20 protein-coding genes and 1 riboswitch are annotated in these 25,415 nt (G+C 52.2%); of the genes, 4 read left to right on the top strand and 16 right to left on the bottom strand.

Annotated elements, in window-relative coordinates; genetic code table 11:
• Positions 1-11: 11 nt before the first annotated feature.
• The 4 genes from rsmA to lptD are packed head-to-tail and all read right to left on the bottom strand — an operon-like array spanning position 12 to position 5,463.
• Entirely contained in the window at positions 12-818 is an 807-nt protein-coding gene (rsmA, locus tag EHW58_RS09190) for a 16S rRNA (adenine(1518)-N(6)/adenine(1519)-N(6))-dimethyltransferase RsmA (RefSeq protein ID WP_152796069.1), read from the bottom strand.
• Positions 808-1,800 (bottom strand): 4-hydroxythreonine-4-phosphate dehydrogenase PdxA, encoded by a 993-nt coding sequence (pdxA, locus tag EHW58_RS09185; RefSeq protein ID WP_152796067.1) that lies wholly within the window; start codon positions 1,798-1,800, stop codon positions 808-810. The genes rsmA and pdxA overlap by 11 nt, the downstream gene beginning before the upstream one ends.
• On the bottom strand, positions 1,790-3,085 hold the full coding sequence (gene surA / locus EHW58_RS09180; protein ID WP_046074276.1) for a peptidylprolyl isomerase SurA: 1,296 nt from the start codon (positions 3,083-3,085) through the stop codon (positions 1,790-1,792). Before surA ends, pdxA begins: the two co-directional genes overlap by 11 nt.
• A gap of 53 nt (positions 3,086-3,138) precedes the next feature.
• The gene (gene lptD, locus EHW58_RS09175) at positions 3,139-5,463 is read right to left on the bottom strand and encodes an LPS assembly protein LptD (protein ID WP_152796065.1); all 2,325 of its coding nucleotides are present in this window, start codon (positions 5,461-5,463) and stop codon (positions 3,139-3,141) included.
• A 154-nt stretch (positions 5,464-5,617) separates the two neighbouring features.
• Between lptD and djlA the strand changes: the two genes are divergently transcribed.
• Positions 5,618-6,439 carry a co-chaperone DjlA gene (djlA, locus tag EHW58_RS09170; RefSeq protein ID WP_046074274.1) on the top strand — a complete coding sequence of 274 codons (822 nt, stop codon included), beginning with the start codon at positions 5,618-5,620 and terminating at the stop codon, positions 6,437-6,439.
• A 12-nt stretch (positions 6,440-6,451) separates the two neighbouring features.
• Here the strand turns inward: djlA and EHW58_RS09165 are convergent, their stop codons facing one another.
• The 3 genes from EHW58_RS09165 to rapA form a co-directional block, all read right to left on the bottom strand.
• The gene (locus EHW58_RS09165; protein WP_152796063.1) at positions 6,452-7,423 is read right to left on the bottom strand and encodes a D-2-hydroxyacid dehydrogenase; all 972 of its coding nucleotides are present in this window, start codon (positions 7,421-7,423) and stop codon (positions 6,452-6,454) included.
• Between the two features lie 68 nt (positions 7,424-7,491).
• On the bottom strand, positions 7,492-8,235 hold the full coding sequence (gene rluA, locus EHW58_RS09160) for a bifunctional tRNA pseudouridine(32) synthase/23S rRNA pseudouridine(746) synthase RluA (protein WP_152796061.1): 744 nt from the start codon (positions 8,233-8,235) through the stop codon (positions 7,492-7,494).
• Between the two features lie 39 nt (positions 8,236-8,274).
• Positions 8,275-11,184: an RNA polymerase-associated protein RapA gene (gene rapA / locus EHW58_RS09155; protein WP_152796059.1), complete on the bottom strand. Its 2,910-nt coding sequence runs from the start codon at positions 11,182-11,184 to the stop codon at positions 8,275-8,277.
• A gap of 315 nt (positions 11,185-11,499) precedes the next feature.
• Here rapA and EHW58_RS09150 point away from each other — a divergent pair, with 315 nt between their 5' ends.
• Positions 11,500-12,873 (top strand): PhoH family protein, encoded by a 1,374-nt coding sequence (locus EHW58_RS09150; RefSeq protein ID WP_046074270.1) that lies wholly within the window; start codon positions 11,500-11,502, stop codon positions 12,871-12,873.
• Positions 12,874-12,918: 45 nt separating this feature from the next.
• Here EHW58_RS09150 and EHW58_RS09145 read toward each other — a convergent pair whose 3' ends face one another.
• The 9 genes from EHW58_RS09145 to leuA form a co-directional block, all read right to left on the bottom strand.
• Positions 12,919-13,923 carry a GGDEF domain-containing protein gene (locus EHW58_RS09145; RefSeq protein ID WP_077606384.1) on the bottom strand — a complete coding sequence of 335 codons (1,005 nt, stop codon included), beginning with the start codon at positions 13,921-13,923 and terminating at the stop codon, positions 12,919-12,921.
• Between the two features lie 66 nt (positions 13,924-13,989).
• Positions 13,990-14,694, bottom strand: a complete 705-nt coding sequence (thiQ, locus tag EHW58_RS09140; RefSeq protein ID WP_152796057.1) for a thiamine ABC transporter ATP-binding protein — start codon at positions 14,692-14,694, stop codon at positions 13,990-13,992.
• The gene (gene thiP, locus EHW58_RS09135; protein ID WP_152796055.1) at positions 14,688-16,277 is read right to left on the bottom strand and encodes a thiamine/thiamine pyrophosphate ABC transporter permease; all 1,590 of its coding nucleotides are present in this window, start codon (positions 16,275-16,277) and stop codon (positions 14,688-14,690) included. Before thiP ends, thiQ begins: the two co-directional genes overlap by 7 nt.
• A gap of 5 nt (positions 16,278-16,282) precedes the next feature.
• Positions 16,283-17,278, bottom strand: a complete 996-nt coding sequence (gene thiB, locus EHW58_RS09130; protein ID WP_077606381.1) for a thiamine ABC transporter substrate binding subunit — start codon at positions 17,276-17,278, stop codon at positions 16,283-16,285.
• A 43-nt stretch (positions 17,279-17,321) separates the two neighbouring features.
• A riboswitch (TPP riboswitch) is annotated at positions 17,322-17,423 on the bottom strand.
• Positions 17,424-17,461: 38 nt separating this feature from the next.
• The gene (locus EHW58_RS09125; protein ID WP_152796053.1) at positions 17,462-18,253 is read right to left on the bottom strand and encodes a DUF547 domain-containing protein; all 792 of its coding nucleotides are present in this window, start codon (positions 18,251-18,253) and stop codon (positions 17,462-17,464) included.
• A 142-nt stretch (positions 18,254-18,395) separates the two neighbouring features.
• Positions 18,396-18,998, bottom strand: a complete 603-nt coding sequence (leuD, locus tag EHW58_RS09120) for a 3-isopropylmalate dehydratase small subunit (protein ID WP_077606379.1) — start codon at positions 18,996-18,998, stop codon at positions 18,396-18,398.
• Between the two features lie 9 nt (positions 18,999-19,007).
• Positions 19,008-20,429, bottom strand: a complete 1,422-nt coding sequence (gene leuC, locus EHW58_RS09115) for a 3-isopropylmalate dehydratase large subunit (protein WP_152796051.1) — start codon at positions 20,427-20,429, stop codon at positions 19,008-19,010.
• Between the two features lie 21 nt (positions 20,430-20,450).
• Positions 20,451-21,545, bottom strand: coding sequence for a 3-isopropylmalate dehydrogenase (gene leuB / locus EHW58_RS09110; protein ID WP_152796049.1), 1,095 nt, complete (start codon positions 21,543-21,545; stop codon positions 20,451-20,453).
• Positions 21,546-21,547: 2 nt separating this feature from the next.
• Complete coding sequence (gene leuA / locus EHW58_RS09105) at positions 21,548-23,110, bottom strand: 2-isopropylmalate synthase (RefSeq protein ID WP_152796046.1); 1,563 nt, start codon at positions 23,108-23,110, stop codon at positions 21,548-21,550.
• Between the two features lie 524 nt (positions 23,111-23,634).
• On the opposite strand from leuA, the gene EHW58_RS09100 reads away from it, so the two are divergent.
• Both EHW58_RS09100 and EHW58_RS09095 read left to right on the top strand, forming a co-directional pair.
• Entirely contained in the window at positions 23,635-24,171 is a 537-nt protein-coding gene (locus tag EHW58_RS09100; protein WP_152796044.1) for a phosphatase PAP2 family protein, read from the top strand.
• Positions 24,171-25,298, top strand: a complete 1,128-nt coding sequence (locus EHW58_RS09095; protein ID WP_152796042.1) for an MJ1255/VC2487 family glycosyltransferase — start codon at positions 24,171-24,173, stop codon at positions 25,296-25,298. The genes EHW58_RS09100 and EHW58_RS09095 overlap by 1 nt, the downstream gene beginning before the upstream one ends.
• Positions 25,299-25,415 lie beyond the last annotated feature (117 nt).

Here is a 25,415-nt window from a genome sequence, read left to right as displayed (position 1 = left end):
AAGGCTCCTGTTTATGATGAGTGATTGGCGTCCAACCAGTTAGCTAAGCGGGAGAACTGCGCCAAAGTCATGTGCTCAGGACGTAAGCTGGGGTCGATACCGAGCTCGGTCAAGGTGTCCGTGCTGACTAATGATTTAAAACAGTTACGTATGGTTTTGCGACGCTGATTAAAACCTTCACGACACACGCGCTCCAGCCATGACAAATTGGTGACTGGGTGTGGCAGGGTTTTGTGTGGCACCAGACGGACAACGGCAGAGTCCACTTTCGGTGCGGGTTTAAAGGCACTCGGTGGCACTTCCAATACAGGGATGACTTGGCAGTAGTATTGTGCCATCACAGTGAGACGCCCATATGCTTTGGTGCCCGGGCCTGCAGCCAGACGGTTAACCACCTCTTTTTGCAACATAAAGTGCATATCTTGCACTTGATCGGCAAACGAGAACAGATGGAACATTAACGGTGTAGAGACATTGTATGGCAGGTTACCAAAAATCCGCAGTGGACCTTGCTTGGCAAGCTCGGCAAAATCAAACGCCATGGCATCGGCCTCATGGACCGTGAGTTTGCGCCCCATAAATGGATGACTGCGTAGGCGTGCGGCAAGATCACGGTCAAGCTCAACCACGTTTAAGTGATCAACTTGCTCAGTGACGGGCTCGGTGAGCGCGCCAAGGCCTGGGCCAATCTCAACGAGATTCTCGCCGGATTGGGGATTAATGGCTGACACTATCCCATTGATGACATATGGGTCGTTTAGGAAGTTTTGTCCGAAACGTTTTCTGGCACGGTGGCCTTGATGGACTTTATCGCTCATGCTTGCTATCTACTAATTCAATGGCGTGGGAGATGGCCGTCCGCAGGCTTCCTGTATCCGCCGTACCGGTACCCGCTAAATCCAGTGCAGTACCATGATCTACTGATGTTCTGACAAAAGGCAGACCCAGGGTAATATTCACTGAGCGGCCAAATCCTTTGAATTTTAACACAGGTAAGCCCTGGTCGTGATACATCGCCAGCACGGCGTCTGCATCTTGCAGGTATTTTTCCTGGAAAAGCGTGTCTGCAGGTAAAGGACCGACTAAATCCATCCCTTGTTGGCGCAGATCATCCAGCACCGGCTCAATGGTGTCGATTTCTTCTGTTCCTAAACAGCCCCCTTCACCAGCATGCGGATTCAGGCCGCACACATAAATACGAGGATGTGTGATGGCAAACTTTTCGCGTAAGTCTTGATGCAAAATGCCGATAACGTCGTGCAAGCGCTCACGGGTGATGGCCTTGGAGACATAGGCCAATGGAATATGGGTGGTGACCAAGGCGACGCGTAACCCTTCAGTGGCGAGCATCATCACGACTTGATTGACATTGGCGTGCTGGGCGAAAAACTCGGTGTGGCCACTAAAAGAGACCCCAGCACGGTTGATGATCCCTTTATGAACCGGACCGGTGACAATCGCGGCAAACTCGCCGCTCATGTTTCCTTCCGCGGCGCGGGTGAGGGTATCAAGTACATAGCGGCCGCTGGCCTCATCCAGTTGCCCGGGCGTCACCGGCGCGCCAATCGGCGTCTCTGCGACAATGAGCTCGCCCGCCTTGTGTGCTTGCGGCTCAGTGCGGGGATCGTAGTCGCGTAAGCTGATGGCTAGCCCTAACTGCTTGGCGCGCTCAGCCAGCATCTGCTTATTGGCGACGGCGACAAGCTGATGAGGCCAGGCATGAAGCGCCATGGCCAAGACAAGATCAGGCCCGATGCCTGCAGGCTCTCCGGGCGTAATCGCGATACGCTCAGCTGTCATCGGTGAGCACCTCGACGTAAGCCCCTGCGCGTAGCTCTTGCAGCCAGGCCTGCGCTTCTTCGTTGAATTTTCTATTGAACAGCATGCGGTAAGCGCGATTTTTCACTGCCGCATCGGTTTTATCCACTTCACGACGATCAGTGACTTCGACAATATGCCAGCCATGTACGGTTTTAAACGGCTCGCTGACTTGTCCTTCTGGCAGGGCATCGACTTTGGCTTTGAAGGCAGGCACATAGGCATCTGTGGTTGACCAACCTAGATCCCCCCCATTGACTGCCGAGCCTGGATCGTCGCTGTACTGCTTGGCGAGATCGGCAAAACTTTGCTCACCACGTCGGATTTGGTTCGTCAGTTGGTTGAGCTCTTTCTCCGCGCCTTTATCACTCAGCACGATCGATGGTTTGATCAGGATATGACGCGCTTTCACTTCGGTGACGGCGACCGTTTCTAGCCCTTGTACATCGTCAATTTTGAGAATATGGAAGCCAACCCCGCTTCTAAACGGCCCGATGATCGCCCCTTTACCTTGGTTGGTGATCTGGTCGGCGAAAATGGTCGGCATTTCTTCTCGTCGCAACCAGCCCCAATCACCGCCGTCGAGCGCTTTGGGCCCTTTGGAATATTCCATCGCCAGTTCAGCGACATTCCCGTCATGGCGTAGAGTATCGACTAAGCGATGAGCTTGCTGTTTCACGCTTTCACGCTCAGCCTTGCTAGCATCGTCGTCTAACTTGAGCTGAATATGCGAAAGTTTGTATTTCACTTTTTGCATTTTTTGCTCGTTTAGTTGGCTAGCGAGCGTCTCGACTTCTTGCGGTAAAATACTAATACGGCGACGTACTTGCGCATTACGTGCTTCGGAAATGGTGAGCTCACGACGCACTTGTTCACGGTATTGTGCCCACGCGACACCTTGCTCAGCCATTTTTTCACGCAGGGCTTGTACGCTAACCGATTGCTCCTTAGCAATGTTTTCAATTGCTTGTTGCAATTGGCTGTCGTCTATCTGAATCCCTAAACGTTTAGCCTCTTGCAGCTGTAGCTCCTCAATAATCAGCCGCTCACGCATCTGCTCTTCAAGCACCTCTTGCGGCGGCAATTCGCGATCGCTGTTGGCGGCATTAAGGGTAACGGTACGACGCATCGCCGTCATATCACTTTTTAACACCACGCCGTCATTGACGACCGCAATCACGCGATCGAGTGCTTTCGGCGCGGCTTGTGTTAAAGGGGTCAGCAACACTAAAACGCCAGTGATGAGGGCGTGACTCCATTTGTTCATGCTTTGTCCACTTCTTTTCATAGGTTCAACAGTCCAGACCACAATATGGCGGGTTAGTTCTTCAGGGCAAAAGGATTACGATAACCCAAGGCGTTACCCGAGTCTGTACTGAAGTTAAAGCCACTGTCAGCTCCCAGTCCCAATAGGCTAAACGAGAGGGTCACGTTGTTGTCGTATTCTGGGTCTGTATTAATATCCGAGCGCGAGAGTAAGTACTCGTTATAGCTCAGGCCGACCACCCAACAATCCGAGCGATAGGTCAGGCTAAACTGATTTTCTAGCATCACGTCTTGAGTCAGATCGCGCCAGTATTGGCCTTTAAAACTGAGGCCTCCCCACAGTGGGAAGCCTGTGACCACACCGGCTTGGGATAGGCCGTCATCGGTGAGTGCGCTGATATCGCGGTTAGGCAAGGTAGACTCAATGTATTCTTGGGCCACATAGCGATAACTGGTTTGCGCGTAGAATTGTTGGCGGCGATACTCGGCAATCACGTTACCAAATTGCATTTCACTGAGGTTGCTGTCGTACTGCATTGATGCCCGTAAAAACAGGTAGTCATCAATATTCGCTTCCCCTTCGAGCGCCCAAGATGAATAGTCAAAGGTTTCTGCGTCTTGGTTTGACGGCTGATCAAAGTAATAAATTTGCCCGAACGACAGGTTGAGTCGCTCTTTATAGCCACCGTCGTAAAAACGAGTGGTCGCCCCGTAAGTCAGCTGGTTAGCCGGGTTAACATAATCAATGCTGCTAAATTGATTGCCGCGGAACAAACCATAGTAGTCGGTTTGTAAGCGTGCGGTATCGTAGCCACCACCACTGAAGTTGACGGGGTTATAAATATCCCCTTGCTCTACGTCTTTGATGTACAAGTATTGCACTTGAGGTTCGATCGTTTGGCTAAAGTGCCCCCCCATCGCCCAAAAGTTACGCTCTAGAACCACGCCGGAATGCAAGCGCACGGTTGGGATTTTACGCTCCACCGACTTACTCAAGGTCGCCGTCGACTCGGCATCTGGCATGGCATTGTCAAAGCGCTGATCGTAATGGGTGTAGAGCATGCTGGCTTCGGCCGTGGCATTAAACCAAGGGCGTGTGAAGGGCATGGTCAAGGTCGGGGCGAGATGTGTGCGCGTTGCTTCGGGTTTATTCGGGTCGTCGTTAGCAAACACACTAAATTGTGCCGGTACGCTGATATCCAACCATGGCAGCACTTGCGGCGCGTAGTAGTTAAAATCGACTTGCGGCATCAAACGATACACGCTGGTATTTTCTGTGAGCGGTTGGAAATCTCTCACGCGCACGGTGCTGTTCCAATCTAAGCCGCGGTAGCTGATTTCACCGGTTTGCAGCAAGGTATTGTCTTCCCGTTTACCCACGTCCGAGTCAATGTTTTGGAAGTAGGTGATGTCACTGACCTTGCTGTAATCGGCTTGGTAGCGCCAGTGACCCTGTACGCCGCTGTGTGCCCAATTAAAGCCCCAGCGTGCGTCAAGATCTGGGTTACGCTGATCATCAGGCAGATATTCTGAGTACAAGGCGCCTGAGCCGAGTGGGGTTAAATAACGCACCTTAGTATTGAGCTGCACACCCCGTTCCGACATGTATTTGGGCGTGATCGTGGCGTCAAGTTGCGGATGGATGTTCCAATAAAATGGCGTTTCCATCTCGATACCATCGCGATCACTCCAAGAGACTGATGGGTATAAAAAGCCCGTTAGCCGGCCATCTTCAACGGGCACCCGCAGGTATGGCAGATAAAAGATCGGCACATTCATCACCTCAAACCGAGGGTGATAAAGGTCAGCAAATAAGCTGCTGTCTTCTTTTTCTATTTTCGAGGCAGAAAAGCGCCAGCTTTTGTCTTCGTCCGGGCAGGTGGTATAGGTGCCATCTTCCAGCTCATAGAAGGTGGTACCGTTTTTAAATACCCGCTTGGCTTCCCCTCGCCCTGGCGTACACAGCATCTTGTACTGCGCATTATTGAGTGTGGTGTCTTCGTTTTCTAAATTGGCTTGTAAATAGTCCGATGTCACCATCATCTGGCCGTCATTGAACACCACATCACCTTGAGCGGTGACGATCCGTTCTGGATCGCGCAAGGTCGCGGTATCTGCCGTCATTTTACGATGACCTTGGGTCACCTCGACATTACCGTTGTAGATGGCTTTTTCATTGGTTTGCGCTTCCGCGCGATCGGCCACCACGCGAATAGGCGCATTGTTCACATCTTGGGTTTGCTCACTTGCTGGAATACAGCGCGCCTCGCTATCAGGACAAGGTTCGTTGGATGATTCCGCATTAGCAAAAACAAGGGCTGGGCCATAAAGCGCCAGGCTAATCATGGTGGCTAAAAAGCTACGTGCAGTCGGTGACATTGAAGAAGACATTCCTGTTTTATCTGATTGCGTGGTGTACACGAAGGCAACGCATCAGTATGCTTTGGCTGCAAAATGCGATTATCATAAATCAATTTACGCCCGGCATCACCTGTAAATGTTCAGGGTGTGAAACTAGCAATGAGACCATGGCATGAGACTAAATGGCAAGGTAATTGGTGCAATTCTCGGCACATTGTTGGGAGGCCCAATCGGTTTTCTTCTTGGCCTTTTCTTGGGTCATCAGTTTGATAAAGCGAAACAGCGCGCGCGTTTCGGCGGTTTTGGTGCCCAAGGCCCACAAGCACAACGTGTTTTTTTTCACGGTACCTTTGCCGTGATGGGACATATCGCCAAAGCCAAAGGGCAGGTGACACAGGATGAAATTCGTCTCGCCAGCTTATTTATGGACAGAATGCAGCTGCAAGGTGAAGCCAGGCAGTTGGCTCAGCAGGCATTCCGTGAGGGGAAAGACAGTGATTTTCCGCTGGATGAAACCCTCAACGGCATTCGTGCTTTGAGCCAAGGGCAGCGTGATTTGTCGCGTGTCTTTCTGGAAATGCAAATACAAGCGGCGTTTGCTGACGGCGAGCTACATCCTAAAGAGCGCGAACTACTCTATGTGATTGCTGAGAAACTGGGTTTTTCGCCGCAGCAACTGGAGCAACGGTTACGGATGCAAGAAGCCGCGTTTCGCTTTAGCCAAGGTTATCAAGGCGGCTGGCAGCATCAAACCGATGGGCCGGGCGCACCACCACGGCAAAGTGAGATTGATGATGCCTATGATGTGCTGGGTGTTGATGCGTCGGCTTCCTCTCAGGAGGTGAAAAAAGCCTACCGTAAGCTGATGAATGAGCATCATCCCGATAAATTGATGGCAAAAGGCTTGCCGCCAGAAATGATGGAGCTTGCCAAAGAAAAGGCGCAAGAGATCCAAAAAGCCTACGATGTGGTGAAAAAAGCCCGCGATATGTAGCGGGCTTGTGCGTTAGTCAACCAGTGTATGTTGCGGCGATCCGCTTAAAAAGCCATCAATGTTATCCACCAGTTGGTTGGCGAGACGGTTAACCGCTTCATCTGCGCCCCATGCGATATGAGGGGTGACCAGCAGGTTAGGCAATGATGCGGCGATCAGCGGGTGAGTGTTAGGTGCCGGCTCTTCACTCAGTACATCCAATCCAGCACCGCCAATTTGACCCGTTTCTAGCGCGTGTAGCAGCGCGGTCTCGTTGACTAAGCCGCCACGTCCGGTGTTGATCAATATGGCATTCTCTGGCATCAACGCCAGCGTGTCTTGGTCGATAAGATGATGGGTGTTATCGGTGAGTGGGCAATGTAAGGAGAGCACATCTGATTGGCATAGCACGTGTTCAAAAGGCAGATAACCAGGTCGGCATGCCTGTGCACCACGGTGCTCGGCGAAAACCACCTTCATTCCTAGTGCGCGCGCAAGTTGTGCGACGGCCTCGCCCAATGCACCTTTTCCAATGATCCCCAATGTACTGCCGGCCACACTGCCAATAGGGTGGGTGAAAAAGCAGAACTGTCCTTGCTTTTGCCATTCGCCATTTTGGACATCTTGGTGATAGCCGAGGAGCTGGCGCTTGAGGGCAAAAATCATGGCAATGACATGCTCAGGCACCGACTGAGTGGCATAGCCTTGCACATTGCATACTTGTACACCCTGCGCTTGGCAGGCCGCCAAGTCGACATTGTTTACCCCTGTTGCGGCCACCGCAATCAGTTTGAGTTTCGGACAGGCGGTAAGCACCGTCTCATCGATCACCACCTTGTTGGTAATGGCGATATCAGCGTCTTGCAAGCGCGCGATCACATCGCTGGGTTGCGTTTCACCGTAGGCTTGCCAGTGATGTGGATGCTGGGGCGTGGGCAGGACAATATGCGCTGGGATAGTGTTGCGGTCGAGAAAGACGATATTGACGGGGTCGTGCTGAGCCATGTTGATCTCCGAGTCTCAATCCATGGCTCTAGGGTGCGAGATATCGCGATGTTGTGCAATGGTTTCAGCTAGCTGGCCTGTGAATCCGTCGTTGTGCTCGCAAGTGGTACGGCTAATTGATACTCATTGGCCAAGCGGTTGTCGGGCATCGTGGGGTAAAAATCACAGGGAGCCTGAAAATGGAGCGTTTCACCGGTGGCCGGATGCAGCAGGCTGAGTTCGGCAGCATGGAGGTGCAGTCGATGGGTATAGGCGAGCGCATCCGGGCAGGCATAAAATTCATCGCCGACAATGCTGTGCCCTATAGACTGCATATGCACGCGCAGTTGGTGCGAGCGTCCCGTCAACGGGTACAGGGCCATCAAGCAGGTAGATGGTGAGGCTTGCAAGCAACGGTAGTGGGTTTGTGATGGCTTGCCATGTTCAAAGCACACTTTCTGACGCGGGCGGTTGGGCCAGTCACAAATCAGCGGCAAGTCAATGATGCCGTCATGGCTGTCGGGTTGTCCCCACACTTCCGCATAATAGAGTTTGGTAGGGACGCGGTCGCGAAACTGCGCTTTAAGGTTGCGCTCTGCTTCTTTATGGGCGGCAAAGGCCATCACCCCTGAGGTGGACATGTCTAAGCGGTGAACCAGCTCGGCGGAGGGAAACGCGGCTTTCACGCGCGACCATGCGCTGTCGTAATGCTCGGGATTGCGACCAGGGTTGGCCAGCAGACCACTGGGTTTGTTGATCACCACCAGATCCGCATCTTTATAGAGGATGTCTAACCAAGGGTCTGTCGGTGGATGGTATTCAGTCATTGCCATAGGGTTTATCGGGGCCGCCGGGCCCCGTCTCACTTTGGTTTATTGGTGGCTAACCACAACAAGGCGCAGCGCATCGAGTTCAATTTGTGCGTGCTGAATATGGTGCGACAAGGTGCTTATCTGCTCGCGTAATGCGTCTAGCTCATCATCACGAATATTCGGATTGACCGTTTTCAGTGCCTCTAAACGCGCTAAGGCTTGTTGGAGCTCGGTTTCCATTTCTTGGAGCGCCCGGGTTTGGATCTCACCGAGGGCTTTTTCTGCCAGTGGCTCACTGCTCTCAATCAGTTTGTGGATTTGGCTTTGTACTGAGTTGACCATTTTACTGCCAAGGTGACGGTTAACAGGGCTCAGTTGACGATGGAAGCTTTCAAACTCGACGTTGGCGGACAGATCATTGCCATTGGCATCAAGCAACAGTCGCACGGGTGTTTGCGGTAAAAAGCGGTGGATACCGCTCGATTTCGGAGCTTGGGCGTCAATGGTGTAGATAAGCTCGACAAACAGCGTGCCGACCGGCAGTGACTTGTTTTTAAGCAGTGATACCGCGGTGGTGCCGATGTTTTCGCTCAGCAGCAAATCAATGCCGCCTCGAACAATGGGGTGCTCCCAAGACACAAACTGGACATCTTCGCGACTCAATGCGGTATCGCGGTCAAAGGTGATGGTACAGCCGTCAGCAGGTAGCCCTGGGTAGCTGGGCACCATCATGTGTTCAGACGGTTTGACCACCAAGGCATTTTCTCCTTTGTCATCTTGATTGACCCCGATAGTATCAAACAGCCCCAAGGTAAAGGTGACTAAGTTGGTATCACCATCCTGCTCAGCAATGGTGTTTGCCAGTTGGTTGGCGGCTTCCCCACCGTGAGAGTGCATTTCTAGCAGTTTATCGCGGCCTTGCTCCATTTCCGCTTTTAGCTGTTGGTTCATGGTGGCACTGTCGTGAATAAGGGTCGTCAGCGCATCATCTTGTTGGTTGGCGGCCAACAAGGCCAGGAGGGTCTCGCCGTATTGTTCAAACACCGCTCGGCCCGTGGGGCAAGTATCCTCAAACGCGTCCAAGCCTTCGTGATACCAGCGCGCCAAAATGGTTTGCGCGGTGCCTTCAAGGTACGGGACATGAATGGCAATATCTTGCGTCTGGCCAATACGGTCAAGGCGGCCAATACGCTGCTCGAGTAAGTCGGGATTCATCGGTAAGTCGAACATTACCAGCTGATGAGCAAACTGGAAGTTGCGCCCCTCAGAGCCAATTTCCGAGCAGATCAAGACCTGAGCGCCCCCTTCTTCTTGGGCAAAGTAAGCGGCGGCTTTGTCACGCTCGACAATCGACATGCCTTCATGGAATACGGTACCGCGAATGCCTTCGCGCTCACGCAGTGCTTGCTCCAGAGTCAGTGCGGTTTGCGCCCGCGAGCATATAATCAGCACCTTCTCGCTGCGATGGGCCTTTAAGTAATCCAGCAGCCAGTCAATACGCGGATCAAAGCCCCACCAGCTCGCGCTATCCCCTTCAAACTGTTGATAGATATCTTCTGGGTATAGGTTTTGCACGGCCTTTTGTTCGCTTGAGCCGGTGCTACCCATCATGCCAGCGACTCGCATGGCAGTTTGATATTGACTGGGTAGCGCGAGCGGGTGCATATGCAGGTGGCGGCTGGGGAAGCCACTGATTGCCGCCCGGGTATTGCGAAATAACACACGCCCGGTGCCGTGACGGTCCATAAGATCATCAATCAATTGTTGGCGCGCCTGAGCGTTCTCTTCTGCGTTATCACTGTGCACTTGGGCTAAACGTGCTGACAGATCTTCGTGTTGCAATAGCTGACGTATCCCAGCTTGTGCCGCGTCGGTCAGTGGGGTATCACTCAGCAGCGCTTCAACGGCCTCAGCCACGGGCGCGTATTGTTGTGCTTCTTCGACAAAGACGTCGTAATCATAGAAACGGTCGGGGTCGAGCAGGCGCAAGCGAGCAAAATGGCTTTGTTGGCCCAGTTGCTCAGGCGTGGCGGTAAGTAGCAACACGCCCGGCGTATGTTCGGCAATGCTCTCAACGATTTGATATTCTCGACTCGGTGCCTCCGGCGTCCAAGTCAAGTGATGGGCTTCGTCAACCACCAGTAGATCCCAATGGGTATCACAGACTTGTTCCACCCGGCGGCGGTTTTTGCGCAGAAACTCGAGTGAGCACAATACCAACTGTTGGGTATCAAAGGGGTTGGGGGAGTCGGCAAAAGCCTCGACACAGCGCTCTTCATCGAAAATGGAGAAATGCAGATTAAAGCGGCGCATCATCTCCACCAGCCACTGGTGCTGCAGGGTTTCGGGTACCACAATCAGCACACGTTCCGCACGGCCAGCCAGCACCTGCTGGTGGATAATCATTCCTGCCTCAATGGTTTTCCCCAACCCCACTTCGTCGGCGAGCAGCACACGTGGTGCATGACGACGACCGACTTCATGGGCAATGTAAAGCTGATGGGGGATCAGGCCAGCACGCATACCAGTCAAGCCGCGTAGCGGGCTGCGCAATTGCTGATATTGGTTGGTCAGGGCGCGATAACGCAGGGCAAAACGATCCATACGATCGAGTTGGCCTGCAAACAGTTTGTCTTGCGGCTTGTTAAAGCGAATTTGGTGGCTGAGTAAGATCTCACGCAGTGCGACCTCATCTTCCCCTGTGTCGGAACGCTGGCCGTAATAGGTCAATACCCCATCGTTTTCCTCAACGCGTGAGACGGTCATGGTCCAGCCTTCGTGACTTTCCACCTCATCGCCGGGATTGAACATCACCCGAGTCACGGGCGCATCATGGCTGGCGTACAGCCGTGTTTCATCACTAGCAGGAAACATTAGGGTCACGGTACGGCCATCAACGGACACCACAGTGCCGAGTCCAAGATCATGTTCCGTATCACTGATCCAACGTTGTCCAAGCGCAAATGACATAGGGGAAAACCTCTGAATTAACTCGATTGTCGAAAGACGCGACGCCATTCAATACAGCGTCGTTTAAATACTCTGCTATTCAGTGTGGCACTGAAAAAATTGGCCGCCAATAGTACTCGAACTTGTGAGGAGGGTCACGATGAAACTCAACGAATCGCATCAAAGGTCACGCTGACATACAAACGTCATTAATGGGCGGCAAAGATAAAAGCGTGAGCTGGCGCAGTAAAACAAGTTGGGCGCATCCCAACGGCCAGGTCTACGCTTATTTTAAGCGCTGTCACCGACAGTGAACTGCCGACACAGGAGGTGCCTATGGGCGACGCCGACCGGAAGCTGTTTGTACTTGATACTAATATTCTCCTCCACGAGCCTTTCTCGATTTACTCTTTCCAAGAACACGATGTCGTGATCCCCATGACTGTCCTCGAAGAACTTGACCGCATCAAAGACAGCAAGCGTGATGTCTCACGGGATGCGCGTGTGGCGATCCGCGCCTTGGAAGATATTTTTAAAGAGGCTACTCCTGACGAAATTGGCGAGGGTATTGCCGTTGGCAAAGGGGATGCCACTGGCACGGTATCGATTCTCGCTGATTTTGAGATCAAAGAAACGGTCCATGCCTTCGCGGATAAAGCGGGTGATAACCGCATACTCAATGCGGTGTTATATCTACAAACCAAACGCTCGCCACGTAAAGTGGTGTTGGTGACCAAAGACATCAATATGCGTCTTCGCGCCAAAGGGGCGGGGGTGATGCATGTGGAGGATTATCGCACCGACCAGTTGATTGATGATGTACGATTGTTGACCAAGGGTTTCCACCAATTTGAAGGTAGCTTTTGGGATAAAGTGGGTGAGTGCAATAGTCAAGCCTATGGCACAGAGACCCTGCATACGTTGCCGTCAGAGCTCCTCGATACCCCGTTTGTTAATCAATACCTGTTGGATGACAGTGACGATTTTGCCGCGCGAGTGCAAGCCATTGATGGCGATAAAGCGGTGATTAAAGATCTGAGCCGAGAGCGATTGATGCATCGCGCCGCGTGGGATGTGAAACCGAAAAATATCTACCAAGGCATGGCAATGGATGCGTTGCTGGATCCGAGCATTGACTTGGCGATCCTCACCGGTCCGGCGGGCTGTGGTAAAACCATTCTGGCGATGGCAGCGGCCCTTGAACAAGTGGTCGAAAAAGGGATGTATGACAAGATTATCGTGACCCGCAATACCCCAGATATTGGCGAGTCGATCGGCTTTTTACCGGGCACTGAAGAAGAGAAAATGTTGCCTTGGCTTGGGGCCGTCACCGACACGCTAGAAGCGTTGCACATGCATGACGAGTGCACTGATGGTTCGATGCGGTACATCATGGAGAAAGCCAATCTACAGTTTAAATCGATTAACTTTATGCGTGGTCGTTCGATTCAAAACGCGTTTGTCATTCTGGATGAGTGCCAAAACCTGACTGCCTCTCAGCTTAAAACCATTATCACCCGATGTGGGGAGGGTACCAAGCTGGTGTGCTCGGGGAACTTAGCGCAAATTGATTCTTCGTATTTAACCCCAGTGACATCAGGGCTGACTTACATTGTCGAGCGGTTTAAAAACTTTGAAGGCAGTGCGTGCGTATACCTCAATGGCGTGGTGCGTAGTCGGTTGGCTGAATTTGCCGAAGAGAATTTGTAGTGGGTATCAGGTGGTGGTCATCAGGCCGCCACCTTTCTCCATGAGCTAAAACAATTCAACATCGTCCTCGGCGACAAAGGTTTTTATCACCCCAGATTGCAGTAAGTCATCATAAAAAGCGACCTGGTTACGACCGTTTTGTTTGGCGTGATAGAGCGCTTGATCCGCATTGCCTAAGATGGTGCTGGTACTGAGTTGTCCACGTTCAATCCGTGTCGCGCCCATGGAAATAGTCACGGTCTGAGCGGCACCAAAGTCTCGAGCGTTGACATTAGCAATAAAGGTGTTGGCTTTTTGCTCTGCCATCGCCCGCGAGCAGGGTTGAAACAGCACCACAAATTCATCGCCGCCATACCGGAACAAGGTGTCTTGTGACGAGAAGGTCTGGCGCATCAATGAAGCCAATAACAAGATGACCTCGTCACCAAATACATGACCAAAGTTATCATTGATTTGCTTAAAGTGATCAACATCGAAAATACACACCCAAGGTGAGAGCGAGCTGTCGGGGTCAATGTCGGACGTCGCCTCGCTTTGTGCTAAGCGATCACAAATAAGATCCAGCTTTTTAGAGAGGACTTTGCGATTAAATAAGCTGGTGAAACTGTCACGCTCGCTGGCCATGATAATCTGCTGATAGTTCTCGTAAATACGCGTCAATCCTGCCACTAGAGCACGTTGTTCCTGGCTGAGATCTGTGGCGCGGCCGCATAAAACACCGTTCACACCTTCTTCTTTCTCGTAATAAATGGGGACAGCAATCAATACATGATCATTGGTATGGTGTTGAGTCACCGCTTGTGTCGCTAGGCATTCTGCAAGCAGCGCGTCAATTTGATGGATGTTCTCTTGCTGAAAAGCGCTGTTGTCATTGGTGCCTAATACCGTGAAGGCAGGCTGCATATCGGCGCAGTAATCAAGCAGCACCACTTCACTCACTGGGGTAAGCTCGGTAATTGAGGTCAGCAAGCTTTTAGTAATCGCATCGACTTCCGTTTTAGCGGTAAAGTCGACAATCGAGTCGAGGATCTGGATGCTGCTGGCGGCCACAAGGCGCCTCCTTGGATTCTTCCGTGTTTTCCTTAGTATAGAAGTCAATCCAAGTGGCGCCACCCATCACTCTTCGTCCGTCTTGCCCATATAACCTTGCATTATCGCGGGTGGGGTCTCGAGGGTTTCGACAGGACAATGCAGGCGGACTTGCCCGTTATCCAAATAAAGAAACTCAGAGGCGATGGCTTGGGCGTCTTCGGGATGGTGAGTCACCATCACCACGGTAGTGCCTTGCGCTTCGGCGGTACGCTTAACTAGCATCAGCATGTCTTTTTTTAGCGCGGGATCGAGTGCGGAGAAGGGCTCATCGAGCAGCAATAAAGGTTGGTTTCGTGCGATGCTTCTACCCAGTGCGATACGTTGTCGTTGCCCGCCTGACAATTGGCCGGGCAGGCGAGAGAGATAGTCGCTTAAGCCGACCGATTGCGCTGCCTGTTCAATGTTTTCCCGTTGGGTAGCGGTGAGTTTCAGTGATGGTGATAAGCCAATCGCCATATTGTCGAACACCGACAAATGGGTAAAGACATTATGCTCTTGGAACAAGATAGACAGTGGCCGCTGGTGGGCGGGGGTTGTTGTCACTGGCTTACCATCAATAGCAATCTCGCCACTATCAGGGGCAATCAACCCGGCAATCAGTGATAGTAAGGTGCTTTTACCTGCCCCGCTGGGCCCGAGCACGGCCACAATCTCTCCAGGGGCGATATGGGCATCAAAGGTCATCCAATCTTGTTGGTAACTATACTGAACATCGGAAAGCGTTAACATGCGTGTCTCCATTGGATAAGGCGCGTCAGTAGGGCATAACATCCTAAGCTGGTGAGCAGTAACAGCATCGCCGCGGCGGCGCCCGCTTCCATTTGGTAACTGCCCATTAAGCGAAACAAATACAGGGGCAGGGTTTGAAAGTTTTGACTACCAAATAAGGAGATGGCACTGAGATCGCCCATGGATAACACAAAACTCACCGCGACACCGCGCGCAATAGGTGCACGTAAACAGTCCCACTCAATCAGACGTAAACGCGTGATGCCTCTGACGCCTAAGGTGGCGCACAAGTTATGGTATGACTGAGCGAGCTGGAAGGCGGGGGCACTCAAGACCTTGATAAGATAAGGCAGCGCCATCAGGGCGTTCACTGTCATTACCAGCCACAGCGCTAAGCTGAATACGTTACTAAACTGGCGAAACAGCAAAAAAAGCCCGGTACTGAGCACGATACTTGGCACTACTAAGATGATGGCACCGAGCGTTTCTATGCCATCCGCCTGTTTTTTTCGTCCATGTAAGCGCCAGTGCCGACTGGCTAAGATCACCGCCACGGCTAACACAAAAGCAAAGGTGGTGGCGCCCGTGGCAATGAACAGCGAGTGCAGAGTTGCTTGCCACAGTGCGCTATCGCCGAGCACCGCTAATGCGCTGGGGTTCAACCCGCGTGCAATTACCACGCCGAGAGGCGGTAACACCAGTAGCAAAACGAGGCCAATCCAAAGGCCATCCCAACACTTGGCCGCACGGCTATCCAAAGACGCAGGCAGCGGCAGCACTTCACTGGGTGTGCTCGGCAGCGGGCGCGTCAAGGTTTGTACGGTAAATGCGATGGCCCCGCATAGTAGCATTTGCCACAGCGCGAGGACAGCACCCGTTTGTAAATCGAAATCAAAATGAATGGCTTGGTAAATGGCCAGCTCGATGGTTGTCGCTTTCGGCCCGCCGCCCAGTGCCATGACAGTCGCGAAGCTGGTAAAGCACAACATAAATACTAGCCCCACGATATGAGGCAAGCTTTGGCGTAGATACGGCCATTCTAGGTGCTTAAAACGTTGCCAGCCTTTGAGCCCTAGCTGGGTAGCAAGACGGCGTTGATCGGCTGGGATCCCCTCTAAGGCTTGCACCATTAATTGGGCGGAAAAAGGGAGATTAAAAAACACATGGGCGAGTAAAATGCCACTTAAGCCATAAATAGAAAACGGCATAGCCGCATCGAAGTGCGCGAAAGCTTGTGCAATCCAGCCACTACGGCCATAGATAGCAACCAGTCCAAATACTCCCACCAAGACCGGCAGCACCAAGGTCATGGCGAATAACTTCAGCAGCCATGCCTTTACTGGAAATTGTCGGCGAGACAGCGCATGAGCGACTGGCACTGCTAGCCCAACGCTAAGTACGACGGATAACGCGGCCTGTTTAAAACTAAAGTAGGTGACATGGCGCAAGTAGGTATCTTGCCATAAGGAGGCAAGTGACAAATCGTGGCTGTGAGAGAATAACGCCCAGAGTGCGCTGCCAATCAAAGCCACGACCAAGCTGGCCGCAATACTGCCCGGCCAGGTTCGAGAAGGGTTGAGCATCTTGGCTATTCAACCAGCGCGGTTTGCCAGTCACGCACCCATTGCTGGCGATTGCCCATCACTTCATCAGGCTGATACAGCAAGCTCTCTTGCGGTTTGTCCAAGGTGTAGAAGGCATCAGGCAAGTTGACATCGGTGACCGGATACATCCACTGAGTGGTTGGGATCACCGACTGTGCCGCATCACTGAGCATAAATTGTAAAAACGCATCCGCTCGTTCCGGCTGATCGGTATAGGCTGATTTAGCGGCGACTTCGATTTGCATATAGTGCCCCTCTTCAAACATGGCGGCGGCAAAGCGATCGTCTTCATCGGCCACTAAGTGGTAAGCCGGCGAGGTGGTATAAGAGAGCACCATGTCCGCTTCTTTATTGAGGAACATGTTGTAAGCTTCGGTCCAGCCTTTGGTCACAGTGATCGTGTTATCGGCAAGATCGCGCCATGCTTGTTGATTATTATCGCCGTACACTTTTTGGATCCAAAGCATTAGCCCCTGGCCGACCGTTGATACGCGCGGATCTTGGTAAATCACACTGATATCGTCGCGCTCTTCAATCAAGGCTTTGAGGCTTTTGGGTGGGTCGAGCAAACGAGTAGTGTCATACACAAAGGCAAAATAGCCGTAATCGTAAGGGATAAAGTATTTGTTATCCCACCCGCCAGGCACTTGCAGGCGCTCGGTATTGACCGCGTGCTCGGCAACAATCCCACTGCGCTCGGCTTCTTTCATTAAGTTGGTATCCATACCGAGTACGATATCGGCTTGGGTGGTTTCTCCTTCAATGCGCAGGCGATTAAGTAAGGCGGCCCCATCGTCGAGAGACACAAACTCAAGCTGGCAATCGCATTGCTGTTCAAATTTCGCTTTAATTTTAGGCCCCGCCCCCCATTCAGCAATAAAGGAGTCATAGGTATAGACAGTAAGCGGGTCCGCGGCGCGGGCGCCGAGTGATAATAGCGATAAAGAAACCAGAGTGAGAACAGAGGTAAAAACTTTCACAGCACGCTCCTAAGTTGGGCGTGGGTGTTGAGGCAAGTTGATGGCAACATCAAGTCTCAATCCCTACGCCAGTGTTAGCTGGATCAGGTTCGATGGGTCTAGCGCAGTGCGCAATCTCAGCCGTGAGGCTCCCCAATGAGTACGGTGGTATTGTACTGATTGGCTTAGGTTTAACCAAGCCTTTTAGTTGCCGAGTTGGTTAAGGTCCCAGTTGTAGTCGTATTCCAATGTTGCCTCTTGTGGCAATGGAATATCGCGATACTGGTTTATGTGAGCGATCACGCCTTGCTTATCGCCACCAAAGTCAGCTTCAAACCATTCATAAATTGAGGAAAGTTGCCATTTTCCCCCTTGCTGACTCACGCCTTTATCACTGTTAATGAAGGTATAGGCGGCGTGCTCGAGCTGTGCATCAAGTGCACTTGCTTGAAAGGCTTGTGGCTGAAGATTAGGGCAGCCAAGGCTGGCACAGTTGACCGCATAGTGGGTACGCGGATCTTGCCAAAGCGGGCGTAAAATCCGGTGTTCGATATCGTTTAAAGTGAGCGGCTCGCCAGCGACGGTAACCACTTCATCATCCCAAGGGCCAAAGCTAAATAGCCCACCGAGTTTGGTGATGGAACGGACCGGGTACTCGGCGATAATCAGTTTTACCGTGACCGCATTATAGAGGTTAACCCAATATGCGTATTGCTCGTCTTTGGTCAGGGTACGTGGGTCGCGCGCGGTGAGCATACCAATGTAATGGTCGAGGGTTGCTTTGTCGTTATCCGTGACGGCGGCATAGTTAAATAAGGTGTGCTGCCCCTGAGATTGCAAATACTTATCGAGTAACACTTGCCAGCTGTGATGGGTAAACGTGGCTTGGCTGTCAGGGTTATGGGCATCCCACATTGCCCAGTAATCCGCTTTGGGCGCGGCTTGGCTGATGAGCGGAAACACTAACCAGAGCAGAATTACCAAATGTTTTTGCATTGCCAGTCCTTAATGCGATCAAACCTTCTTTGAGACTAGACCAAGCGAGTCAGCGGTTGGTTTCATTGAGGATGAAAAAAATGGGTTGAAGCGCCAATAAGTACGGGTAATACCGCGCTTATTGGCGTTCTTGGAGGGCGTATTACACCAAAAAGTCTGGTATTTGTTTTTCAAAGCGTGAGATATCGGCTTCGTGCTGCAACGTCAGACCGATGCTATCTAACCCTTCCAACAGGCAATGACGGCGAAAATCATCCATCTGGAAGGCAAAGCAGTGTTCACCGGCTCGAATGGTTTGGGCGGGCAAATCCAGGGTTACCGTCGCGCCTTCATTTTCCGCCACATACGTAAATAAAGCATCGATTTGGCCTTCTTCAAGGGTTACCGGCACCATTTGGTTATTGATGCAGTTGCCATAGAAAATATCGGCAAAACTGGGGGCGATAATCACTTTAAACCCGTAATCATCCAGCGCCCAAGGCGCATGCTCGCGGGATGAGCCACAGCCAAAATTCTCGCGGGTGAGCAAGACGCTCGCGCCTTGGTAACGTGCTTGGTTAAGCACGAACTCGGGGTTCGGTTGCTGGCCCGCATCGTCTAAAAAGCGCCAATCGTGAAACAGGTGCTGCCCAAAGCCGGTGCGGGTGACTTTTTGCAAAAACTGCTTAGGAATGATCGCATCGGTATCGACGTTTGCCGCATCCAACGGGGCAACAATGCCGGTATGAGTGTGTATGCCTGACATAAGGCCTCCTTATATTTGGTTAACGTCGATAAAATGGCCCGCAATCGCCGCCGCTGCGGCCATGGCTGGGCTGACCAAGTGGGTGCGGCCTTCACGGCCTTGACGCCCTTCAAAGTTGCGGTTACTGGTGGAGGCGCAGCGCTCTTTGGGGCCTAAGCGATCATTATTCATCGCCAAACACATCGAACAGCCGGGTAAACGCCATTCAAAGCCAGCGTCACGGAAAATGACATCCAGTCCTTCTTGCTCCGCCTGTGCCCGCACTTGCTCGGAGCCTGGCACCACCATGGCATGCACGCCCTCTGCCACACGTCGCCCTTTGGCAACCGCAGCGGCCGCACGCATGTCTTCAATCCGTGAGTTGGTGCAAGAGCCAATAAAGACTTTATCGATACGGATTTGGTTGATGGCTTGACCGGGTGTCAGCCCCATGTATTTTAATGCGCGTTCTGCCGAGTGACGTTCAATCGGATCGTTCATTGTCTCTGGGGCAGGCACGGTATCATGCACACTGACCACTTGGCCGGGGTTGGTGCCCCAGGTCACTTGATGGTGAATTTGACTGCCATCGAGGGTGACCACGCGATCAAACTGCGCATCGGCGTCCGAATGCAAGGTTTGCCAATAGGCGATTGCTTGCTGCCATTGCTCGCCTTTCGGGGCAAATTTCTTGTCTTTTAAATAGGCAAAGGTGGTGTCATCCGGGGCGATCAGGCCAGCTTTGGCGCCTAATTCGATTGCCATGTTGCACACCGTCATTCTCCCTTCCATCGACAAGTCGGTGATTGCGTCCCCGCAAAACTCCACCACATGCCCGGTGCCGCCGGCATGACCGACCTTGCCAATAATGGCTAGGACAATATCTTTGGCAGTGATCCCGGGGGCGGTTTTGCCCGTGACTTCAATTTTCATCGTGCGGGCGCGGGATTGCTTGAGCGTTTGGGTGGCCAGCACGTGCTCGACTTCAGAGGTACCAATGCCAAAGGCCAGTGCACCAAAAGCACCGTGGGTTGCGGTGTGAGAGTCACCACAGACGATGGTGGTGCCGGGCAGGGTAATACCCAGTTCGGGGCCCATCACATGCACAATGCCTTGGTAAGGGTGATTCAAGTCATACAGAGTGACACCGAACTCTTCGCAGTTTTTGGCCAGTGTTTCCATTTGGATACGCGCCATTTCCCCTGACGCGTTAATGTCTTTGGTTTCGGTGGAGACATTGTGATCCATGGTGGCGAAGGTTTTACTCACTTGGCGCACCGGACGCCCTTTTTCCCGCAGACCATCAAAGGCTTGTGGTGAGGTCACTTCGTGCACCAAATGGCGGTCGATATACAGCAGCGGCGCTTCGCCGGGCTGCTCGGTGACAATATGGGCTTGATGAATTTTTTCGTACAAGGTCTTGGCGCCTTGCTGGGTGTTTGCATTCGACATAGCTCGTATCCTTACGGGTAATTATTCTGCGCCTTGGCGGATATAGGCGGCGATACGCTCGCCCATTTGTTCGGTACTGAGGGCAGGATGGTTGCCCGCCAGATCAGCGGTCAGCTCACCGGCCGCCAGTGCTTGGCTGACCGCATGCTCAATCGCACAGGCCGCGTCTTCTTCGCCTAACGAGTAGCGTAACATTAGCGCGGCGGAGAGAATTTGCGCCACTGGGTTGGCGATATTTTTACCCGCAATATCGGGGGCAGAGCCGCCGGCGGGCTCATACAAACCAAATTTACTCGCGTTCAAGCTCGCAGATGGCAGCATGCCCATTGAGCCGGTGATCATTGCGCATTCATCGGAGATGATGTCACCGAAAATATTCGAGCACAGCATCACATCAAATTGCGACGGGTCTTTAATCAGCTGCATGGTGGCGTTGTCGATATACATATGGCTCAAGTGGACATCCGGATAGTCCTTGGCCACCTCTTCCACCACTTCACGCCATAGCATTGAGCTTTGCAACACATTGGCTTTATCGATTGAGCACACTTGCTTATTACGCAACTGAGCCGATTGGAAGGCAATGCGGGCGATACGCTCAATTTCATAGCGATGATAAACTTCCGTATCAAACGCTTTTTCCTCGCGGCCTTCACCTTCACGTCCTTTGGGCTCACCAAAGTAAATCCCACCGGTTAGCTCTCGCACCACCACGATGTTAAAGCCTTTGTCGGCAATGTCGGCGCGCAGCGGGCAAAAGCCTTCGAGACCAGTGTGGATTTGTGCCGGACGCAAGTTACAGAACAGCCCAAAGTGTTTGCGCAATGGCAGCAAGGCACCGCGCTCCGGTTGCTCGGTTGGCGGTAAATGCTCCCACTTTGGGCCGCCCACTGAACCAAATAAAATTGCATCGGCTTTTTCACACCCAGCCAAGGTTTGTGCGGGCAGCGGCGAGCCATGGGCATCAATCGCGGCACCGCCCACAGGATAGTGGTGACGCTCCAAGGTGAGTGAGAATCGCTCGCTAACCGCATCAAGCACCTTCTCGGCTTGCGTCATGACTTCGGGGCCGATACCGTCACCGGGCAAAATAGCAATCTGATGTGCGCTGGCCATGGTTATACTGTCTCCTGTTTTAAGTGGGATTGTTCCTTAATCTGGGCGATTTTGTCGGCGCGATAAATGGCATTGATCACATGCAGTAGCGCTTCACCTGAGGCTTCGATAATGTCGGTCGACACCCCGGTGCCGTGATATTTACGGCCCTTGTAGTTAGCAATGATGTCGGCTTGGCCGAGACCATCTTCTCCTTCCCCTTTGGCGGTCAGATCGAATTTATCCAGTTCAATGTCATAGCCGGTGATCCGATAGATGCACTGATAAAGGGCATCGACGGGGCCGTTACCAATCGCCGCCTCGCGTTTCTCTTCGTCGCCACATTGCAACTTGATGCTGGTGGTCGCCATTAGGCTGCCCGATTGCACGCCTAAATAGTTCAGCTTGTAGAAGTCGTCCTCTTCTTTGAGGTTGTTGAAGAACATCAAGGCTTCTAAGTCGTAATCGAACACCTGACCTTTACGATCCGCCAGCTGCAAGAAAGATTGATACAAGGTGTCTAAATCGTAATCTTGTTGGTCGTAGCCAAGGTTATCCATGTGGCTTTTCACCGCGGCACGGCCGGAACGGCTGGTCAGATTAAGCGCCTTTTTGCCCAAACCAATCGACTCTGGGGTCATGATTTCGTAGGTGTTTTTGTTTTTCAGCATGCCATCTTGGTGGATGCCGGAGGAGTGGCTAAAGGCATTGGCACCGACCACGGCTTTATTGGGTTGGATTGGCATGTTGCAAAGCTGACTAACTAACTTGCTGGTGCGGGCAATTTCGGTGTGGTTCAATCCTGTTTCTACGCCTAACAAGTCAGCGCGGGTTTTCAAGATCATCGCAATCTCTTCCAGCGCGCAGTTCCCCGCACGTTCACCGATGCCATTGATAGTGCCTTCCACTTGGCGAGCGCCGGCTTGAACCGCGGCAATAGAGTTGGCGACCGACATCCCTAAGTCATCATGACAATGGACAGAGATCACGGCTTTGTCGATATTCGGCACGCGGTTAAACAAGGTCGCAATGATATTGCCGAATTCACTCGGCACTGTGTAACCCACCGTATCTGGGATATTGACGGTGGTCGCACCGGCACCAATCGCCGCTTCGACCATACGGCACAGATTATCTATCGGGGTGCGCCCGGCATCTTCGCAGGAAAACTCCACATCGTCCGTGTATTGGCGTGCATGCTTAACGGCGCGTACCCCCATCTCGACCACGTCATCGTAGCTGCGGCGAAGCTTATCTTTGACATGGATGGTTGAGGTGGACAAAAAAGTGTGGATACGAAAGGCGTCAGCGGCTTTGAGGGATTCGGCGGCCACATCTATGTCTTTAGGAACCGCGCGAGACAAGGCACAGACACGTGCATGTTGCATGTGCTCGGCAATGGTGCGCACGGATTCAAAATCGCCCGGTGAGGAGACCGGAAAACCGGCTTCAATAATGTCTATCTTCAAGCGGTCCAAGGCTTGGGCGATCTGCAATTTCTCTTTGACGGTTAAACTTGCTGACAGCGCCTGCTCGCCGTCGCGTAATGTGGTATCAAACAGAATGACTTGGCTGTTCTCGCTCATGGGTGACTCCCTGTTGTGTTTGCTTGGCCGCTTTGAAGGGCTCTTTAATTGGCGCTTGATGTTATTTTGGCGACGTTAGATACAAAAAAACCCGCGTCTGGCGCGGGTTTTTGAGATTTGGCATTCACTGTTTTCTGCCCAAAACCTACCCGCGCGACTGGGTCACGATAAGGAGGAGGATGAGGCGTAGGTGAAACAGTGTCATGCTGATGTCCGTCAGTAAATATTCTGTTACCAGAAATAACAGAGCGATGGGGAAAGCGTCAATCTGAAAAAAACAAAACCCGTTTTCTGCGCAATATAAAGGTAAAAAACTGGTTAATTAAACTGGTTTTAAAACTAAAAGTTAGATTTTTGTGCTGCGCTCTGGCGCGGCTTTGTCCAGTCTTCATTATTTTTACTTGTCCCAACGTACCTGAGCTCAAGCGGCGACGTAAATTCATCGAGATGACCCAATAACGTCACCGACCTGTCATACCGGCTGACTAGAGTTTAACCATCAGCTCGCCGCATTGGGAGGCAGGATGAGAAGCTTTACCGCGATTCAACGCTTCGACCACACGGTGTCGACACTGTGTTTATCTCACCGCTTTAGCGCTGGCACAGCGAAAATAGCCCGTACCGTTTCCCGATCAGGTGACGGGCCACTCTATCTGGTGATTGGCTTTACTGCATGGTGGCTTCATGAGGCGGTCGGGCTCTGGTTTTTGCTCACAGGATTGATGGCTTTTGCCATCGAACTCCCGATCTATTGGGTGCTTAAACGCAGCTTTCGGCGCGCACGTCCTTCGCAGTTACCTGCCTTTATCACGCCTTCCGATCTTTACAGTATGCCATCAGGCCACACGGCCGCCGCTTTTCTCATGGCCTCATTGCTGAGCACCTTTTTTCCTTCGTTAACCCTTTTGGTGTTCATCTGGGCCAGCCTAATCGGTATTTCGCGCGTGTTACTGGGCGTGCACTTTGTGAGCGATATCGTGGTTGGCGCTGGGTTAGGGCTGCTGTGCGCGACGTTGGCACACAGTATCACTTTCGATCTTTACGGAATAACAGGTATTTAATGAAGCTTTTATACGGTGTTCAGGGAACCGGTAACGGGCATATATCGCGAGCCCGCGCCATGGCTTGTGCCTTAGCAGGATATGATGTCGAGGTCGATTTTGTTTTTTCGGGGCGGCCAGCCGAGCGTTATTTTGATATGGCGCCATTTGGTGACTATCGCACGTTTACCGGCATGAGCTTTGTCAGCCGTGATGGCAAAATTGATATGTTAGCCACCGCGCGACACAATCGTTTTACACAGCTACGACGCGATATTCGCCAGCTTGATGTATCAGGTTACGATAAGGTTATCTCTGATTTTGAACCCATCAGTGCGTGGGCGGCGCGCCGGCAAGGGGTGCCATCGGTGGCGATCAGCCACCAAGCGGCGTTTTCTCACGCGGTGCCCAAACATGGAGAAACGCTGATCAATCGCATGATCATGCGTTATTTTGCGCCAACCGACTATGCCATTGGCTTGCATTGGTATCACTTTAACCAACCGATCTTACCCCCAATTATTGATACCACTCCGGTGGATAAAGCGGTGGCATCGTCCACTGCGGAGAGGGCGGTGCTGGTGTATCTCCCCTTTGAATCTTTATCTTCAGTCAGTGAGCTGCTGTTGCGCTTTAGCCAACCTTTTATCTGCTTTCACCCCGAGGTTAATGCCCCCTACCAACGTGAAAACCTTACGCTAATGCCCTTAGGCAAAGAAAGCTTTCACACGGCACTGCATCAGTGCCAGGGTGTGATCGCAAATGGGGGATTTGAGCTTCCATCGGAGGCATTAAGTTTAGGGAAAAAGCTCCTTTTAAAGCCATTGTCTGGTCAGTTTGAACAGTTGAGTAATGTCGCAACACTTTCTCAGCTTGGGCTAGCACACAGTATGGATAGCTTGAATGCGAGCGCGGTACGTGAATGGCTGCAGGCACCGGCGGTGGGCGCGATTGGGTACCCAGATGTTGCTCAAGCATTGGCGGAGTGGCTGGTAAAAGGAGAGTTAAGTCAGACACGTAGCCTGTTTCACCATCTATGGGCTCAGGTTGACTATCCAGAAACGGTTGAGGAGTCGATTTTGGACTTTAATCGCTCATCAATGCGCATGGATCCACACCCACTCAGGTTGCAACGCTTGATTCGGTAGTGCGATGTGCGGCGCGCGCCGATAAGCTGCTTCCACAAGGCTGAATCACGTTTTTACATTTTTGCTAGAGCATTCACTCAATTTCTCTTGAGTTTGATGGTGCGCTCGGTAAACTCG

This window comes from Salinivibrio sp. VYel1, from assembly GCF_009377945.1.
Lineage (GTDB): Bacteria > Pseudomonadota > Gammaproteobacteria > Enterobacterales > Vibrionaceae > Salinivibrio > Salinivibrio siamensis.
The sequence above is the reverse complement of the archived record's forward strand: the minus strand, read 5'-3'. Positions and strand labels throughout refer to the sequence as shown.

Excerpts from the sequence above, each read along its gene's own strand:
- rsmA (WP_152796069.1), bottom strand. The coding sequence starts at position 818 with ATGAGCGATAAAGTCCATCAAGGCCACCGTGCCAGAAAACGTTTCGGA.
- pdxA (WP_152796067.1), bottom strand. The coding sequence starts at position 1,800 with ATGACAGCTGAGCGTATCGCGATTACGCCCGGAGAGCCTGCAGGCATC.
- surA (WP_046074276.1), bottom strand. The coding sequence starts at position 3,085 with ATGAACAAATGGAGTCACGCCCTCATCACTGGCGTTTTAGTGTTGCTG.
- lptD (WP_152796065.1), bottom strand. The coding sequence starts at position 5,463 with ATGTCACCGACTGCACGTAGCTTTTTAGCCACCATGATTAGCCTGGCG.
- djlA (WP_046074274.1), top strand. The coding sequence starts at position 5,618 with ATGAGACTAAATGGCAAGGTAATTGGTGCAATTCTCGGCACATTGTTG.
- EHW58_RS09165 (WP_152796063.1), bottom strand. The coding sequence starts at position 7,423 with ATGGCTCAGCACGACCCCGTCAATATCGTCTTTCTCGACCGCAACACT.
- rluA (WP_152796061.1), bottom strand. The coding sequence starts at position 8,235 with ATGGCAATGACTGAATACCATCCACCGACAGACCCTTGGTTAGACATC.
- rapA (WP_152796059.1), bottom strand. The coding sequence starts at position 11,184 with ATGTCATTTGCGCTTGGACAACGTTGGATCAGTGATACGGAACATGAT.
- EHW58_RS09150 (WP_046074270.1), top strand. The coding sequence starts at position 11,500 with ATGGGCGACGCCGACCGGAAGCTGTTTGTACTTGATACTAATATTCTC.
- thiQ (WP_152796057.1), bottom strand. The coding sequence starts at position 14,694 with ATGTTAACGCTTTCCGATGTTCAGTATAGTTACCAACAAGATTGGATG.
- thiP (WP_152796055.1), bottom strand. The coding sequence starts at position 16,277 with ATGCTCAACCCTTCTCGAACCTGGCCGGGCAGTATTGCGGCCAGCTTG.
- EHW58_RS09125 (WP_152796053.1), bottom strand. The coding sequence starts at position 18,253 with ATGCAAAAACATTTGGTAATTCTGCTCTGGTTAGTGTTTCCGCTCATC.
- leuD (WP_077606379.1), bottom strand. The coding sequence starts at position 18,998 with ATGTCAGGCATACACACTCATACCGGCATTGTTGCCCCGTTGGATGCG.
- leuC (WP_152796051.1), bottom strand. The coding sequence starts at position 20,429 with ATGTCGAATGCAAACACCCAGCAAGGCGCCAAGACCTTGTACGAAAAA.
- leuB (WP_152796049.1), bottom strand. The coding sequence starts at position 21,545 with ATGGCCAGCGCACATCAGATTGCTATTTTGCCCGGTGACGGTATCGGC.
- leuA (WP_152796046.1), bottom strand. The coding sequence starts at position 23,110 with ATGAGCGAGAACAGCCAAGTCATTCTGTTTGATACCACATTACGCGAC.
- EHW58_RS09100 (WP_152796044.1), top strand. The coding sequence starts at position 23,635 with ATGAGAAGCTTTACCGCGATTCAACGCTTCGACCACACGGTGTCGACA.
- EHW58_RS09095 (WP_152796042.1), top strand. The coding sequence starts at position 24,171 with ATGAAGCTTTTATACGGTGTTCAGGGAACCGGTAACGGGCATATATCG.